This is a genomic window from Nonomuraea sp. NPDC050556, from assembly GCF_044457355.1.
Lineage (GTDB): Bacteria > Actinomycetota > Actinomycetes > Streptosporangiales > Streptosporangiaceae > Nonomuraea.
Genome location: NZ_JBITGU010000002.1, coordinates 334,787 through 349,037 on the forward strand (window position 1 = coordinate 334,787; position 14,251 = coordinate 349,037).

The following is a 14,251-nucleotide window of genomic DNA, read 5'->3' on the forward strand; positions in this document are numbered from 1 at the left end:
ATCAGAACCTCGGTCCCAGAAAGCAGCCGCCGGTCACGTCGAGCAGGTGCCCGGTGATCCAGCGAGCGTCGTATGAAGCGAGAAAGGCGACGGCGTCCGCGATGTCGGACGGCTCGCCCACCCGGTTGAGCGCGTTGCCCGCCGCGACCCTGGCCTCGACCTCGGGGCTGGACTTCATCCAGCTCATCGCCTCGGTGGCGGTCGGCCCGGCGACCACGGTGTTGACCGTGATCCCCCGGGTGCCGAGCTCCTGGGCCAGCGTGTGGCCGAGGGCGTTGATCGCGCCCTTGGTCATGGCGTAGGCGAGCTCGGGCAGGGCGATGCGGGTGACGGCCGAGGAGATGTTGATGACGCGCCCGCCGTCGCTCAGCAGGCCGAGGGCGCGCTGGACGAGGAAGAACGGCGCCTTGACGTTGACCGCGAACAGCCGGTCGAACTCCTCGGGCGTGGTGTCGGCGAACGACGCGGAGACGCCGATCGCGGCGTTGTTGACCAGGATGTCCAGCGGCAGCCCGCCCAGACCTTCCTTGAGTACGGCGAGCAGGGCGTCGACGTCGCCGTCACCGCCGAGCTCGGCGCGGATCGGGAAGGCGTGCCCGCCCGCCTCCTCGATCTCGGCCACGGTCTGCTTGGCGGCCTGGTCGTTGGTGGCGTAGTGCACCGCGACCAGCACGCCGTCGGCGGCCAGCCGGGTGGCGATGGCCTTGCCGATGCCGCGGGAGGCCCCGGTCACCAGCGCTGTCTTGCCCCTCAGTTGCGTCATGAGCGACACCCTGGCCGGGGGCCCGCATCGGCCGAGTATGCGGTTCGTATCCCGGCGATGGACTAGCTTGAGGGACATGTCCGTAGACCAGGTGAAATTTCGGGTTCTCGGACCAGTCGAGGCCGGCGTCGCGCTCACCGGCAGGCAGCGCGCCTTCCTCGCCGTCCTCATGCTCAACCGCGGCAAGGTGGTCTCCACCGGCCACCTCATCGACCTGGTGTGGGACGACCCCCTGCCGGTCACGGTGGACTCCCAGGTCAGGATCGTGGTGTCCGCGCTGCGCAAGCTGCTCGGCGCCGACACCCTCGTCACGAAGGCGCCCGGCTACCTGCTCCAGATCGGCGACGACGACCTGGACCTCGCGGTCTTCGGCCGCCTGTCCGAGGAGGCGGCCAAGCTCGCCGCCGAGGGCAGCCACGACCTCGCGCTCGCCCGCTACGAGGAGGCCCTCGCCCTGTGGCGCGGCCCCGCCCTGGGCGGGGTGACCAGCCGGTTCGCCGAGGTCGAGTCGGCCAGGCTGGAGGCGTCGCGGCTGCGGGCGCAGGAGGGCCGCGCCGAGGCGATGCTGGCGCTGGGCAGGCACGGCGCGCTCGTCGAGGAGCTGACCAGGCTCGCCGCCGAGCACCCGGCGCGCGAGCCGCTGCACGCGCTGCTGATGACGACCCTGCACCGCGCGGGACGCCGAGGGGAGGCGCTGGCCGTCTACCGCGCGCTGCGCGAGCACCTGGTGGCCGAGCTCGGCCTGGAGCCCACCCCCGAGCTGAGCCGCCTGCACCAGGGCATACTCAAGGACTCCTCCCCGCTGATCAGGCAGCTTCCCGCCGAGAGCGGGCCGCTGGTCGGCCGCGAGGCCGAGCTGGAACAGCTCGACGCCCTCAGCGCGCGGCCCGGCCGCCTGCTGCTGGTGGCCGGGGCGGCGGGCGCGGGCAAGACGGCGCTGGTCGTGCACTGGGCGCGCGGCAGGACGGAGGCGTACCCCGACGGGCAGTTCTTCCTCGACCTGCGCGGCTTCGACCCGCGCGGGCGGATGCCGGCCACCCAGGCGCTGCCGCAGCTCCTGGCGGCGCTGGGGATGGCTGCCGACCAGATCCCGGTGGAGATGGACCAGCAGATCGGGCTGTATCGCTCGCTGATGGTCGGGAAGAGGGCGCTGCTGGTCCTGGACAACGTCGGCGAGGTCGAGCAGGTGCGCCCGCTGCTGCCCGGCGACCCGGCGTGCATGGTGGTGCTGACCAGCCGTGACCGGCTCGGCGGGCTGGTGGCGCTGGACGGCGCCTGCCGCCTGACCCTCGACGTGCTGTCACCCGGGCACGCGGTCGAGGTGCTCGCCCAGACGGCCGGGCCCGCCAGGATCGCCGCCGATCCCGCTGCGGCGGCCGAGCTGGCCCGGCTGGCCAGCCATCTGCCGCTGGCGCTGCGGGTCGTCGGCGCGCGGCTGGCCGACCAGCCGCATCGTTCGCTGGCGAGGTTCGTGACCGAGCTGGCCGCCGCGGGGCGGGTGGCCAGCCTGAGCATCGACGACGACGTGCGGGCGAACGTGTGCGGGGCGCTGGGCCTGTCGTACGCGGCGCTTCCTGTCGCGGCGCAGGGCATGTTCCGGCTGCTCGGCCTGGTGGCCTCCCCCACGGGCCTGTCCGTCGCGGCTGCCGCGTCGATGGCGGCGGTCGGGCCGGCGGACGCGGAGCGGCAGCTGGACACGCTGGCGAGGCTCCACCTGGTGGTGCCGGTCGCCGAGGGGCGGTTCGCCTGTCACGACCTGGTGCGCGACTACGCCGCACGGCTGGCCGTACTCCATGATCCGGCCGAGGCGCAGGACGCGGCCGTGGCACGGCTCCTTCACTTCTACCTGCGGACGATCCACGACACGGTACTGGACCGTCCAGTACCGCCCCGGTTGCCGGAGCTCCCGCCTGTGCCGGGGGTCATGAGGATGGAGTTCGCCGACGAGGTGGAGGCAGGCTCCTGGATGCGCGGCGAGTGGGACAACGTGGTGGCCGCGCTCAACCACGCCGCCGCCCACGGCCCCTACCCGCTGGCGTGGTATCTGGCCAGCGCGCTGCAGTTCCACAACCACCTGATCAGGGCCGGGTCCAGGCCCGAGTGGGTGGCGCTCACGGAAACGGCACTGGCGGCCGCCCGCGGGGCGGGAGACCTGACGGGCGAGGCCGCGATGCTCGCCTGCCTGGGCCTCATGGGCTACTACGCGGCCGACTACCGGGCGGCGAAGGAGCTGCAGGGGCGGGCGGTGGAGCTTTATCGGGAGGGCGGCTGGGCGGGCGGCGAGTCGTCCGCGCTGCGTGGACACGGGGTGACGCTGTCGATACTGGGCGAGATCTCGGCGGCAAAGGAGGTGTTCCACCAGGCGCTGGCCATCGAGCGGCGACTCGGCTCCCGCTACGGCGAGTTCGCCACCCTCAACAACCTGGGCAATCTGGCCAGGCAGGAGGGCGACCTGGCCGAAGCCGTTCGCCACGACACGGACGCGCTCGCCGTCGCCCGGATCATCAACCTCCCCATAGCGGTGCCGGGCGCGCTCGAGAACCTGGGCAACGCCATGCACCAGCAGGGCCGCCTGCGAGCCGCCATCGACGTGCTGACCGAAGCCATCCACCTCTTCGGGAAGATCATCATCCTCGACGAAGGCGTGAATGCCTGGACCTCCCTCGGCGAGGTGTATCTGGACGCGACGCTCTACACCGAGGCAGAGGAAGCGTTCGCCACCGCGCTCGACCTGGCTGGACAGCGCGGCGAACGCAGCCTGGAGCAGTGGCCCCTGTGCGGCATGGCGCGCATGGACATCCTGCTCGGCCGCCCGGAGCAGGCGATCGGTCGGCTCGACGCGGTCCTGAACATCATTGGCCAATCCACCCAGGTCGTCGGCCATTCCGGGGCCCTCAGCCTGCTGTCCCAGGCGCACCACGCGCTCGGCGATCACCAGCAGGCCTACGAGCACGCCGTGCACGCGCTCGACCTGGCGCGCGGCCGCTGGGCCGAGGCCGACGCGCGCTACGCCCTCGCCCATCTCGGGCTCGGGGACCTGGCGCAGGCGCTCGACGAGGCCAGGAAAGCCCTGCGCATCCAGCGTCAGGGCGGTCTGCTGATCGCCCAGCTCCACACCCTGCGCCTGCTCACCCGCGTCCACCACCGGATGGGACGCCTGCCCAGCCCCTACGCGGCCAAGGCACGCCGCGTCGCCCGAGCCATCGGCTAGCGAACCCGGACCAGCACCACGCACGTGAGCGCCGTCACGCCGGTCAGCATCCACCCCCCAGCCGCTATGCCGTACGCGTCGCCGACGAAGCCGAACAGCAGCGCGAACGGGAAGAACACCGCCCCACCCAGCGCCCCGACCCCCGAAGCCACCCCCGTGCGCACCTCCGACGGCACGGCGTCGTGCATCAGCCGCGTCACGTGCAGCCCGATCGCCACGATGAGCAGCGCGAGCACGATCTGCGCCGCGGTCACCACGGCGAGGGTACGGCTCAGCGCCAGCGTCAGCGCCGAGCCGAGCATCGTGACGACCACCGCGGCGAGCGTGACGGGCCGGTCCAGCCGTACCCACGGAGCAATGAGCGCGCCGAGCCCGCCCGTCGACATCAGCCCCGCCCAGAACGGCCCGTACAGCACCGTCGGTGCCGACAGCGCGAGCAGCCACAGCGGGCCGAACTCGAAGACCGACTGCAGCAGCAGCCCCGACATGATCGCCAGCGTGACCACGGGCAGCAGGTGGCCGCGCTGGAGCAGGACGCGGTAGGTGAGGGCGACCTGGCTGCGCATCGACGTGGTACGCCGGTGGAGCTTGGGCTCGTCGAACCTCAGCAACGCGACGACGGACAGCGCGGCGACCGGCACCGTGAGGAAGTAGGTGATCCTGGTGGAGAGGAGCGAGGCGATCCAGCCGCCCGCGATCGAGCTGGTGACCAGCGCGGCGCTCTCGACCAGGCGCGCCCTGCCGAGGAGCTTCTCGAAGGAGGCGCTGCCACCGCTCTCCTCCAGGAGGGTGTCGTAGAGGACGGCGTCGAGGGTGCCTGAGTGCATCGCGAAGTAGGCGCCCAGGGCGAGCGCGGAGATCACGTAGGTGATCACGTTGGTGCTGAGGCCGCCGACCAGGGAGCTCGTCATGAGCGCGCCGGCGGCGACGATGAGGACGCCGCGCCTGCTCCACCGGTCGGCGAGGAGGCCGGAGGGGATCTCGATGATCGGCACGAGCGCCGAGTAGGCGGCGGCCATCATGCCCATGCTCGCGGTGTCGAAGCCGATCTCGTTCATGAAGAGCTTCTCCACCGGGGCCCACAGGTTGAAGCCCTGCAGCCCGGCCGCGACGTACAGCGGGAGCAGGCGTTTTGGCATGGGGTTCATGGGGGCGAGCTTGGGGGCGGGGGCGCATCGGGCGGGTATGCGGGCGGTATTGGTAATGTGCCGAGATGCCGTTCACGTCGCCTGTTGTCAGAGTGAAGCCGGATCTCATGGCTGGGGAGCGGGAGGCGCTGACCCAGCAGCTCGACTTCCATCGGGCCACGTTGCTGATGAAGCTCGACGGGCTGGACGACGCGCAGCTACGTCTTCAGGGGACGGCTTCCGGGCTCAGTCTGCTGGGGCTGGTCAAGCATCTGGCGCTGGTCGAGCACGGGTGGTTCGTGATCGACTTCGCGGGGTTGGACGAGCCTGATGTGTATGACCCGGACAACTCCTTCGAGATCACGCCGGAGGACACTACGGACTCGGTTGTCTCGACGTATCTGACTGCCTGTGAGCGGGCTCGGGAGATCGTGGCGAAGGCGGATCTGGACGACGCTTGCACGACGCCTTGGGGTGAGCGTGCGAACCTTCGCGCGATCCTGGTGCACCTGATCGAGGAGACGGCCCGGCACAACGGCCACGCCGACATCATCCGCGAATCCATCGACGGCACGACCGGCATGTAACCCCACCCAACAAACAAACCCAAAGGGACAACCCCGCACGGGGTGACCCGCCCTTTGGGGGTGACCCCCAAAGGGCGGGTGGCCCCCTAGGCATGCCCCCTCCGAGGGGGCGGTCCCTCCCAGGGGGTGATGGGGATGCTGTTGGGCTACAGGGGGCAGCCGCCGGGGAGTCCTTTGTCAGGGGGTTTCTGTGGAGGTGGGTTGGAGGGTGGGTTGTAGCCAGTTGAGGCGGTGGGCCAGTTCTCTGGCGCTCTCGATGATGGCTGTCAGGTGCGGTGATGAGGGCCCGGTGCGCCACAACAGGGACCACGGGCAATACACCCCAGGCTGCACCAACGGCCGCCACACCGCGCCCGGCCGGTTAGAGGTACGAAACGACGACGGCACGCACAACACGCACCGCTGCTGCAACACCAGGTCCACAGCCGCCCGGGTGCTCTCCACCGTCCCCTCGTAGACCGTGGGAGAAAACCCAGCAGACCGGCACATCTCACCGACCAGCTGGTTGAACTCCGGCGTCTCCGTCTCCTCCCCCAGCAGAAGCAGCTCCTCGGCCAACGCCACCACAGGCACCCCACCGACCAGGGAGGCGAGCCGGTGCCCCTCGGGCACCAGCACCCCGAGCGGATCCAGCCTGATCAACTCGGCCGTCACCCCCGCAGGAGGAAGGGCCGCGAGCCCCACCCCCACGTCCAGCCGCCCGTCGGCAAGCTGCCGATACTGCTCAGGAGTCCCGGCCTCCACCTGGTGGATGGTCAGCTCAGGATGCCGCTGCTGCACCTCGCGCACGATCTGCGGCATCGAGTCGTACCCGGCGTCCACGATCCCCACCCGCAGCGTGGGCGTCACCGCCGCCGCGCTCCGCGCGGTCTTCGCCGCCACGCTCACCTGGTTGAGTATCGCCCGCGCCTCGACGAGGAACGCCGCCCCCGCCGGGGTGAGCTGAACATGATGGGTGCTCCGGTCGAGCAACCGCACCCCGAGCTCACGTTCGAGCCGCTGGATCTGCTGGCTCAGCGCGGACTGCACGATGTGTTCACGAGCCGCCGCCCGACCGAAGTGCAGCTCCTCGGCCAGGGCGACGAAGTACCGAAGCTGGCGCAGCTCCATGGCCGCCAGCGTACGTCAGGCGCGGCGCCGTTCAAGACGGTCGTGGTCGGGCCAGCGCACGTCGGTCGCCCACCCGAGCCGTTCCAGAGCCCGGATCAGCCCGGCCGACGGGTCCACCTGCCCGCGCTCGACGCCGTGCCTGGCGCAGCTCGGCTCGCTGTGGTGCCCGTTGTGCCAGCTCTCGCCGAACGACAGCAGCGCCAGCGGCCACAGGTTGGTCGAGCGGTCGTGCCTGCGCGTCCTGAACGGCCTGTTGCCGAGCATGTGGCACAGCGAGTTGACGCTCCACGTGACGTGTTGCAGCAGCGCCACCCGGACGAGACCGGCCCACAGGAATGCGGTCAGCCCGCCGTACAGGCTGCCGCTGATGGCCCAGCCGGCGGCGAACGGCAGCGCCAGCGACACCGCGCACAGCAGCGGGAAGGCGCGCGCCACCCTGACCATGGCCGGGTCGGCCAGCAGGTCGGGCGCGTAGCGGTCGGCCGGGGTCTCGTCGCTGGTGAACATCCAGCCCAGGTGTGCGTGGGCGAGCCCCCGCAGTTGCCCACGCAGGCTGGTGCCGTACCGGTAGGGCGAGTGCGGGTCGCCCGGCTGGTCGGTGAAGGCGTGGTGGCGCCGGTGCACGGCGACCCAGTCGACCAGGTTGCCCTGGAAGCTCATCGATCCGGCCACCGCCAGGGCCACCCCCACCCACGGCCGGGCGGTGAAGGAGCCGTGGGTGATCAGCCGGTGGAACCCGACGGTGACCCCCAGCCCGGTGACGATGTACATGACCCCGGCCAGCAGCAGATCGGTGAGCGCGATTCCCCGGCCCCAGGCGAGGAAGATCGCCACGATGAGCGCGACGAACGGCAACACCACGATCGCCCCGGTCAGACCTACCTGCGTCCTGCTGGCCGGGGCGAACTCGGTCGCTCCGGGGAACGGTGACGCGCCGTCGTAGTCCAGGCGTTTCATATGGCTCGCCCGTGCACGTAGCACCAACGCCAGGTCGACCCCGATTCGATGGAGGCGGCCACCGGGTGGTCGGTCTCCTGGTAATGGGCTCGGGCGTGAGCGGAGCACGCCACCCAGCCGCAGGTCATGCAGCCGAACAAGTCCGTCCAGGTCTCACCGAGCGCCAGGCACGCGCGACACTCCGGCAGCCCGCGCTCCACGGCGGGCAGGAGGTCGAGATGGTCGCAGCGCGGCGCCTGCCCGTTGAGGCCGCTGCGTATGGTCGTGATCACATGAGTAGCCACACTCCTCAGTGAACGGGGCGGGCGCGCGGACGGAAACGAGCAAAAACAGCAAGCGTCATCACTTTCAGAGCTTGTAGCCGTCCCGCCGCAGCGTGCTCAGCGCTTCTTCGCAGTGCTCCGGCCCCCGGGTCTCGAGCTGCAACTGCACCTCGACCTCGTCGACGTGCAGCCGGGTGGCGAGGCGCTCGTGCACGATGTCCAGCACGTTGACCCGCAGCGCGGCCAGGGCGGCGAGCAGCCCGGCCAGGGCTCCTGGACGGTCAGGCAGCAGCACGCGGACGGCGAGGTAGCGCCCGGCGGCGGCCAGGCCGTGCCGCAGCACCCGGGCCAGCAGCACCGGGTCGATGTTGCCGCCGGACAGCACGGCGACCACGGGAGGCTCGAACGCCGACGGGTGCGCCAGCAACGCGGCGACGCCGACGGCCCCTGCGGGCTCGACGACCTGCTTGGCGCGTTCGAGGCAGAGGACCAGCGCCTTGGAGATCTCGTCCTCGCTGACCGTCACCACCCGGTCGACCAGGTAGTGGATCAGGTCGAAGGGCAGCTCGCCCGGCCGCCCGACGGCGATGCCGTCCGCCATGGTGGAGAACGGCTCGACCAGGACCGGATGGCCGGCCGCCAGCGAGGCGGGGTAGGCGGCGGCCCGCTCGGCCTGCACGCCGACGATCCTGATCCCGGGCCGCAGCGACTTGGCCGCGAGGGCGAGTCCGGCCGCGAGCCCGCCGCCGCCGATGGGCACCACGATCGTGGCCGTCTCGGGGAGCTGTTCGAGGATCTCCAGCCCGATGGTGCCCTGACCGGCGATCACGTCGGGGTGGTCGAAGGGGTGGATGATCACCGCCCCCGTCTCCTCCGCGTGCTGCCTGGCCCTGGCCAGGGACTCGTCGACGGTGCGGCCCGCGAGGATCACGTCGGCGCCGTAGCCGAGCGTGGCCTCCACCTTGGGCAGCGCGGCGCCCTCCGGCATGTAGACGGTCGACTTGGCGCCGACCAGCCGCGCGCTGAGCGCCACGCCCTGCGCGTGGTTGCCCGCGCTGGCCGCCACCACTCCCCTGGCCCGCTCCTCCGCGCTCAGCCCGGCGATCCTGACGTAGGCCCCGCGCACCTTGAACGACCCGGCCCGCTGCAGGTTCTCGCACTTGAGGTGCACCGGCCCGCCGACCGCGTCGGACAGCACCCGGGAGGCGAGGACGGGGGTACGGACCACGACCCCGTCGAGGAGATCTCGGGCGGCGACGACGTCGTCGTAGGTCACCTGCGGCGAACTCATTCCAGGAGTCTCCCATTGGCTGCCAGGTCGCTGACCGTGCCGTGGTTGCTGGTGGCCGCGATGGCCGTGGCGAAGAGAATGAGCTGGTTGACCACCTTGAGGAACACGAGCATGCCCACCGCGCCCGCGACCACCTGGTAGGCCGGGTTCGACACGGTGATGTTGAGGAAGAACTGGCCGATGCTCTTCAGCACCTCCAGCCCGACCGTGATGAAGAGGGCAGGTCCCAGGGTGCGGCGCAGCGGCAGCCTCAGCCGCGGCGGGGCGCAGAGCAACGCGATGGCCAGCAGGAAGTTCACCCCGAGGCCGAGCGCGAACGCCGCGGCGGACAGGATCCAGCGCGCCGGGGTGGCCTCGACGCCGACCGTCTGCACGGCCAGCCAGGTGAGCAGCGTCTGCGCGCCGAACGACAGCGCCAGCGACGCGCCGAGCAGCAGCCCGAGGCCGAGCAGGACGCCGAGGTCGATGAGCTGGCGCAGCCAGAACCCGCCCGGATATTGCGGCAGCCGCCAGATGGCCCTGGACGCCGAGCGTAGGGTGTCCATCCAGAACAGCCCGGCCAGGGTGAGACCGACGGAGGCGACGACGCTGGCCGTGCCCCGCGCGTCACGCAGCGCCTGCACGTCGAGGCGGGGGAAGTTGTCGGTCAGGTAGTCCTCGACCGTGGCCAGGGCGATCGGATTGTCCAGGACATGTCCGAGTACGGCGAAGCCGAGCAGGGCGAGGGCGAACGTGGCGAAGAACGCGTAGTAGGTCAGCGCCGCCGACAACCGGCCCGCGTCGGTGTGGTCATAGCGGATCACCGCCCGCGAGAGGTGATCCACCCACCGATGGCGACTACGGGCGCGCGACCACGCGGCCGCGACCCGCTTTCCCCACCCGGCCGTCATACCTGTGCACTACCCCGGATCAAACCCTTTAGAGGTACGGCGGAGCCGACGGACGGCCACCCGCCGACGCGGGTCACCGTCCGTGCCCCATTGGTACTCAGCCGGACAGACGTCCCGCCGCTACATCGGCGCGGAAGACATCTCCACGGTGGTGGATCCCGTCAGGACTCCGAGGTCGGCTGGTCGGATTCCGAGGAGTCGTCAGAGCTGCCGAGTTCGGCGCGCAGCCGATCCAGATCGAGGCCCTGACTGGTGTACTTCAAATCACGAGCGACCTTAGCCTGCTTTGCCTTGGCGCGACCCCGACCCATGTCTGTACTCCCTCACCGGGGTCATGCGAAGACCCCACGTCCCATCACATGCCGCACATGATATCCGGAGCACCGCCCATGGCGCGATCAGGTAATGGCTCCGGCGGCCAGCATTCCGCACCAGGCCGCCCCGAGACCCACTCCGACGCTGGTCAGAGCGTTGAGGAGGGCGTACAACCGGGCCCCTTCCCTGGCCAGCCGTACGGTCTCGTAACCGAACGTGGAATAGGTGGTCAGAGCCCCGCAGAACCCCGTTCCGAGCAGCGCGGAAACGCCGTCGGGGACCGGCAGGCCGACGAGGAGGCCGAGCACGAACGACCCGGCGACGTTGACGAGGAACGTCCCCCACGGGAACAGCGAGTCGTGGCGCGCCTGCACCGCCCGGTCGGTCAGGTACCGCAGAGGCGCGCCGACGGCGGCGCCCAGCGCGACGAGGAGCGCCGTCACTCCGTCCTGCCCGTGTAGCGGATCACCTCGACCGGGTCGACGATCACCAGCCCCTCGGCGACCAGCTCGTCGAGCTGCGGGAGGAAGTCCCTGATCTTCTCCTCCTCGTCCACGATGACGATCGCCAGCGGCAGGTCCTCCGACAGCGACAGGATCCTCGTGGTGTGGATCCTGCTGGACGCGCCGAACCCCTCGATGCCCCGCAGGACGCTCGCCCCGGCCAGGCCCGCCCGATGGGCCCGGTGCACGATCTCGTGGTAGAGCGGCTTGTGCCGCCAGAGATCGCTCTCACCGATGAAGACGGTCAGGCGCAACGCGGAGCCATGGAGTCTCATACCGGGTCCTTGCGGGTGAAGAGCAGGCGGCCGAGCGACTCGCCGAGGAAGGCGGCGACCAGGGCGGTGACCAGGGTGCCCCCCAGGTAGAGGAGCGACCCGGTCTGGAGGCCTTCGACGGCGTAGGTGGAGAACGTGGTGAAACCGCCCAGCACGCCGACGCCCAGGAAGGGGCGCAGCAGCGGGTGCGAGCGCCACGCCGAGGCCATCAGCAGCCCGATGAGCAGGCATCCGGCCACGTTGATGCCCCACGTCACCCACGGGTGCGGGAGCACCAGGCCGAGGCCGTAGCGGAGCAGCGCCCCGAGCACGCCCCCGAGCGAGATGACCCCGAGTGTCCTCACGAGCAACGATGCTACTTCTTGCTCTCCTTCCAGAACTCCTTCAGCATCGCCTCGCCGCCCTGGGCGCGGAAGTGGTCGTAGAGCTGGTTGGCCATCGCCTGGAGCTTGTCCTCGGACGGGCGCTCCCCCACCGGCAGCTGGCCGGCCTGGTAACGCAGGTACTCCAGCGTCTGCTCGCGGTATGCCTTCTTGAAGTCGTTGTAGAACTCCTCCGGGTCGTACTCCTTGTCGCCGACCGCGTCGAAGTACTTGTCGGTGAGCCACTTGAAGGCCGGGGTGGTCATCCCCGAGGTGCCGACGTCGATGACCGGGCCCGCCGGGCCGGCAGGCATGGTGAGGTAGCCCACCACCAGGCCCTTGAGCGCGTCGGCCGTCTGCGCCCTGCGGTTGTCGCCGTCGATGCTCGCCCGCTGCACGCCGGCCAGCATGAGGGCCAGGAGCGCCTGGTCCTGGGCGAGGGCGGCCTGCAGGTCGAGGTTCTCCAGCTCGCCCTTCTTGACCACGTCCGGGGTGATCATGCGCATGCCCTGGCCGTTGTCCATGAGCTTCTTCGCCTCGGCGAGCAGGATGTCGCGCGCCTTGTCGTCGGTGTTGACCATGCCCATGAAGTTCTTGATGTCGTCCAGGGACAGGCCGTTGTCGAGCGTGGCCGTGCCGTTGGGCAGCGGTTTGAACGGCAGGTTCATGTCCTTGCCGAACTCGCGCGCCTGCTTGTCGGCCGCCCAGAGCAGGTAGGGGCGGAAGTTCTCGGCGAGCGCCTGGGCCACGTCGGGGCTGCGGTTGATCAGGCCTCTGAAGCTCTCGTCGTTGGACTTCCTGATGATCTCGGGCCAGATCTTCTGCTGCAGGGCCGGGTCGCCGGCGCCGGGCGCCAGGGTGGTCCTGAAGAGCGGGCCGAGGGACTTGCCGTAGTCGCCGTAGGTGGTCCAGTTGGAGCCGTCGAGCAGCCACTTGCGGTACTCGTCGTTGGCGAGGATCTCCTGCCCGAACTTCGGGTGGTGGGAGATGATCTCCGGGATCTGCGTCATGGCGAGCTTGCCGTCGGGCGTGTACCGGTGGTCCCAGGCGCGGTTGAACAGGTCGCGGGCCATGCGCTCGCTCTGCGGGGCCATGCGCAGGAACACCGACAGGGTGCCGATGTCGTTGCCGGGCTTCAGCAGCTCCTTGCGGAAGTCCTCGGGCAGCATGCCCGCCTTGTCGGAGACGCCGATCATCGTGGCGAGCGGGCCGAGCGTGTCCTTCCAGAACTGGTAATTGCCGTCGACCAGATAGCGGTTGTCCGGCCGCCCTGTGTCCATGAACAGCTCGATCATGGTGTGCAGCTTGTCGGCGCCGAACTGCTTGAGGAACGCGGTGGCGAACTCGGGATCGTACGCCTGGGCGCCGTACTTCTTCAGCGCGTCGAGAAACGCCTGGCGCTTCTGCGCGTAGTCGGACAGGCCGATGGACTTCTGGTATTCGTCCCAGGCCTTGGTCAGCGCGTCGGCCGCGTTCTTGCCGTTCCCTGCCGCCTCTTCCGGGGTCGGCAGGGTCGCGGTGACCTTGTTGCCGTCCTGGCCCAGATCGGCTTTCGGCATATTCGTGATGATCGCGATACGCCGGTCGAGATCCTTGATCCATTTGTCGAGCAGGGCCGCGTAGTCGCCGTAACGCTTGGGCGAGGCGTGCGCCTCAGCCGTGCCGTCACTTTGCGCCACGCGCAGGCCGTACTTGAGCGGCTCCCCCAGCTCGCCGTTCAGCCCTTCCCTGGCCTTCTTCATCGCGTCGAGGAGCTTGCGCGCTCCGTCGGGGTCAATCCCCACTAATTCACCCACGAGGCGTCACTTTACTCAAGAAACTTCTGAACCGCGCGAAGCCAGTCAGTTCGCTGATCGACATGAGCCATATGCCCGGCGTTCTCGAGGATGACAGATTCCGCGAATGGCACCCTTTCAGCTAGAAAAGCGGGAAAAGTCATGTCTTGTCGGCCTTGGAGGAGCAGAACTGGAATGCCAGTCGCCTCCAGACGCTCGGGCCCGTCGGGGTAGCGGGCGGAGGGGAACTTTCCCGCGCGGTAGACCCCCAGGTAGGAGGCGGTGAACCGGACCTTCTCCAGGATCTCCAGATAGCGCGGCAAGGACGAAGGCCTCCAGACCTCGCAGGGCGCGCACGCGAACGCCTCCGCCCTGGTCAAGGCGACCCCCTCCAGCCCAGGCGCGTCCCACACCGACGGGTACAGGGCGCGCCGCCGCTCGTACTCCTCCCAGCCCTCGAACGCGTCATCGGGCACCGGCAGCACGCTGCTGGACGCCACGATCAGCCGCCGCACCAGCGCGGGGTGCTGGATGGCCAGGCGCTGCGCGATCAGCCCGCCGTACGAGAAGCCGAGCACGTCGACCGGCCCCTCGCCGATCAGCTCGGCCAGGTCTGCCACCATCGCGTCGGGGGTCAGCGGCTCCTCGGCCGGAGAACGGCCGCACCCGCGCAGGTCAGGGAAGAGCAGCCGGTGCGCACCAGCGAGCTGGTCGAGCGGGTCCACCAGGTAGCTGTGGTCCCAGTCAGGGCCGCCGTGGATCACCAGGAGCGTGCGGTCGGCCGGCCCGTCGAATTCCCTGCAGTAGAGGCGCATCGCGCCA

At 70.1% G+C, this 14,251-nt stretch carries 15 protein-coding genes; 2 read left to right on the forward strand and 13 right to left on the reverse strand.

Annotated features, from left to right (window positions below):
- Position 1 precedes the first annotated feature (1 nt).
- Complete coding sequence (locus ACIBG8_RS19710) at positions 2 to 763, reverse strand: SDR family NAD(P)-dependent oxidoreductase (RefSeq protein ID WP_397344276.1); 762 nt, start codon at positions 761 to 763, stop codon at positions 2 to 4.
- A gap of 76 nt (positions 764 to 839) precedes the next feature.
- Between ACIBG8_RS19710 and ACIBG8_RS19715 the strand changes: the two genes are divergently transcribed.
- A complete protein-coding gene (locus ACIBG8_RS19715) occupies positions 840 to 3,974 on the forward strand; it encodes a BTAD domain-containing putative transcriptional regulator (RefSeq protein WP_397344277.1) in 3,135 nt (1,044 codons plus the stop codon).
- On the opposite strand, the gene ACIBG8_RS19720 is transcribed toward ACIBG8_RS19715, so the two are convergent.
- On the reverse strand, positions 3,971 to 5,122 hold the full coding sequence (locus ACIBG8_RS19720; RefSeq protein WP_397344278.1) for an MFS transporter: 1,152 nt from the start codon (positions 5,120 to 5,122) through the stop codon (positions 3,971 to 3,973). The genes ACIBG8_RS19715 and ACIBG8_RS19720 overlap by 4 nt on opposite strands.
- A gap of 65 nt (positions 5,123 to 5,187) precedes the next feature.
- Between ACIBG8_RS19720 and ACIBG8_RS19725 the strand changes: the two genes are divergently transcribed.
- Positions 5,188 to 5,688, forward strand: coding sequence for a DinB family protein (locus ACIBG8_RS19725; protein ID WP_397344279.1), 501 nt, complete (start codon positions 5,188 to 5,190; stop codon positions 5,686 to 5,688).
- Positions 5,689 to 5,865: 177 nt separating this feature from the next.
- On the opposite strand, the gene ACIBG8_RS19730 is transcribed toward ACIBG8_RS19725, so the two are convergent.
- From ACIBG8_RS19730 to ACIBG8_RS19780, 11 genes are all read right to left on the reverse strand, one after another.
- On the reverse strand, positions 5,866 to 6,798 hold the full coding sequence (locus ACIBG8_RS19730) for a LysR family transcriptional regulator (RefSeq protein WP_397344280.1): 933 nt from the start codon (positions 6,796 to 6,798) through the stop codon (positions 5,866 to 5,868).
- Between the two features lie 15 nt (positions 6,799 to 6,813).
- The gene (locus ACIBG8_RS19735) at positions 6,814 to 7,755 is read right to left on the reverse strand and encodes an acyl-CoA desaturase (RefSeq protein WP_397344281.1); all 942 of its coding nucleotides are present in this window, start codon (positions 7,753 to 7,755) and stop codon (positions 6,814 to 6,816) included.
- Positions 7,752 to 8,027 (reverse strand): UBP-type zinc finger domain-containing protein, encoded by a 276-nt coding sequence (locus tag ACIBG8_RS19740; RefSeq protein ID WP_397344282.1) that lies wholly within the window; start codon positions 8,025 to 8,027, stop codon positions 7,752 to 7,754. The genes ACIBG8_RS19735 and ACIBG8_RS19740 overlap by 4 nt, the downstream gene beginning before the upstream one ends.
- Positions 8,028 to 8,103: 76 nt before the next feature.
- Positions 8,104 to 9,309 (reverse strand): threonine ammonia-lyase, encoded by a 1,206-nt coding sequence (gene ilvA / locus ACIBG8_RS19745; RefSeq protein ID WP_397344283.1) that lies wholly within the window; start codon positions 9,307 to 9,309, stop codon positions 8,104 to 8,106.
- Positions 9,306 to 10,133 carry a YhjD/YihY/BrkB family envelope integrity protein gene (locus ACIBG8_RS19750; protein ID WP_397344284.1) on the reverse strand — a complete coding sequence of 276 codons (828 nt, stop codon included), beginning with the start codon at positions 10,131 to 10,133 and terminating at the stop codon, positions 9,306 to 9,308. Before ACIBG8_RS19750 ends, ilvA begins: the two co-directional genes overlap by 4 nt.
- 227 nt (positions 10,134 to 10,360) lie before the next feature.
- A complete protein-coding gene (locus tag ACIBG8_RS19755) occupies positions 10,361 to 10,510 on the reverse strand; it encodes a DUF3073 family protein (RefSeq protein ID WP_397344285.1) in 150 nt (49 codons plus the stop codon).
- An 87-nt stretch (positions 10,511 to 10,597) separates the two neighbouring features.
- Complete coding sequence (crcB, locus tag ACIBG8_RS19760; protein WP_397344286.1) at positions 10,598 to 10,957, reverse strand: fluoride efflux transporter CrcB; 360 nt, start codon at positions 10,955 to 10,957, stop codon at positions 10,598 to 10,600.
- Positions 10,954 to 11,292 carry a DUF190 domain-containing protein gene (locus ACIBG8_RS19765; protein ID WP_397344287.1) on the reverse strand — a complete coding sequence of 113 codons (339 nt, stop codon included), beginning with the start codon at positions 11,290 to 11,292 and terminating at the stop codon, positions 10,954 to 10,956. Before ACIBG8_RS19765 ends, crcB begins: the two co-directional genes overlap by 4 nt.
- Positions 11,289 to 11,636: a fluoride efflux transporter FluC gene (locus tag ACIBG8_RS19770; protein ID WP_397344288.1), complete on the reverse strand. Its 348-nt coding sequence runs from the start codon at positions 11,634 to 11,636 to the stop codon at positions 11,289 to 11,291. Before ACIBG8_RS19770 ends, ACIBG8_RS19765 begins: the two co-directional genes overlap by 4 nt.
- An 11-nt stretch (positions 11,637 to 11,647) precedes the next feature.
- Positions 11,648 to 13,450 (reverse strand): hypothetical protein, encoded by a 1,803-nt coding sequence (locus tag ACIBG8_RS19775; protein WP_397344289.1) that lies wholly within the window; start codon positions 13,448 to 13,450, stop codon positions 11,648 to 11,650.
- An 11-nt stretch (positions 13,451 to 13,461) separates the two neighbouring features.
- A complete protein-coding gene (locus tag ACIBG8_RS19780; protein WP_397344290.1) occupies positions 13,462 to 14,244 on the reverse strand; it encodes an alpha/beta fold hydrolase in 783 nt (260 codons plus the stop codon).
- Positions 14,245 to 14,251 lie beyond the last annotated feature (7 nt).

What these genes read in the sequence shown, in the direction of transcription:
- ACIBG8_RS19710 (WP_397344276.1), bottom strand. Translation starts at nt 763, where the DNA reads ATGACGCAACTGAGGGGCAAGACAGCGCTGGTGACCGGGGCCTCCCGC.
- ACIBG8_RS19715 (WP_397344277.1), top strand. Translation starts at nt 840, where the DNA reads ATGTCCGTAGACCAGGTGAAATTTCGGGTTCTCGGACCAGTCGAGGCC.
- ACIBG8_RS19720 (WP_397344278.1), bottom strand. Translation starts at nt 5,122, where the DNA reads ATGAACCCCATGCCAAAACGCCTGCTCCCGCTGTACGTCGCGGCCGGG.
- ACIBG8_RS19725 (WP_397344279.1), top strand. Translation starts at nt 5,188, where the DNA reads ATGCCGTTCACGTCGCCTGTTGTCAGAGTGAAGCCGGATCTCATGGCT.
- ACIBG8_RS19730 (WP_397344280.1), bottom strand. Translation starts at nt 6,798, where the DNA reads ATGGAGCTGCGCCAGCTTCGGTACTTCGTCGCCCTGGCCGAGGAGCTG.
- ACIBG8_RS19735 (WP_397344281.1), bottom strand. Translation starts at nt 7,755, where the DNA reads ATGAAACGCCTGGACTACGACGGCGCGTCACCGTTCCCCGGAGCGACC.
- ilvA (WP_397344283.1), bottom strand. Translation starts at nt 9,309, where the DNA reads ATGAGTTCGCCGCAGGTGACCTACGACGACGTCGTCGCCGCCCGAGAT.
- ACIBG8_RS19755 (WP_397344285.1), bottom strand. Translation starts at nt 10,510, where the DNA reads ATGGGTCGGGGTCGCGCCAAGGCAAAGCAGGCTAAGGTCGCTCGTGAT.
- ACIBG8_RS19765 (WP_397344287.1), bottom strand. Translation starts at nt 11,292, where the DNA reads ATGAGACTCCATGGCTCCGCGTTGCGCCTGACCGTCTTCATCGGTGAG.
- ACIBG8_RS19780 (WP_397344290.1), bottom strand. Translation starts at nt 14,244, where the DNA reads ATGCGCCTCTACTGCAGGGAATTCGACGGGCCGGCCGACCGCACGCTC.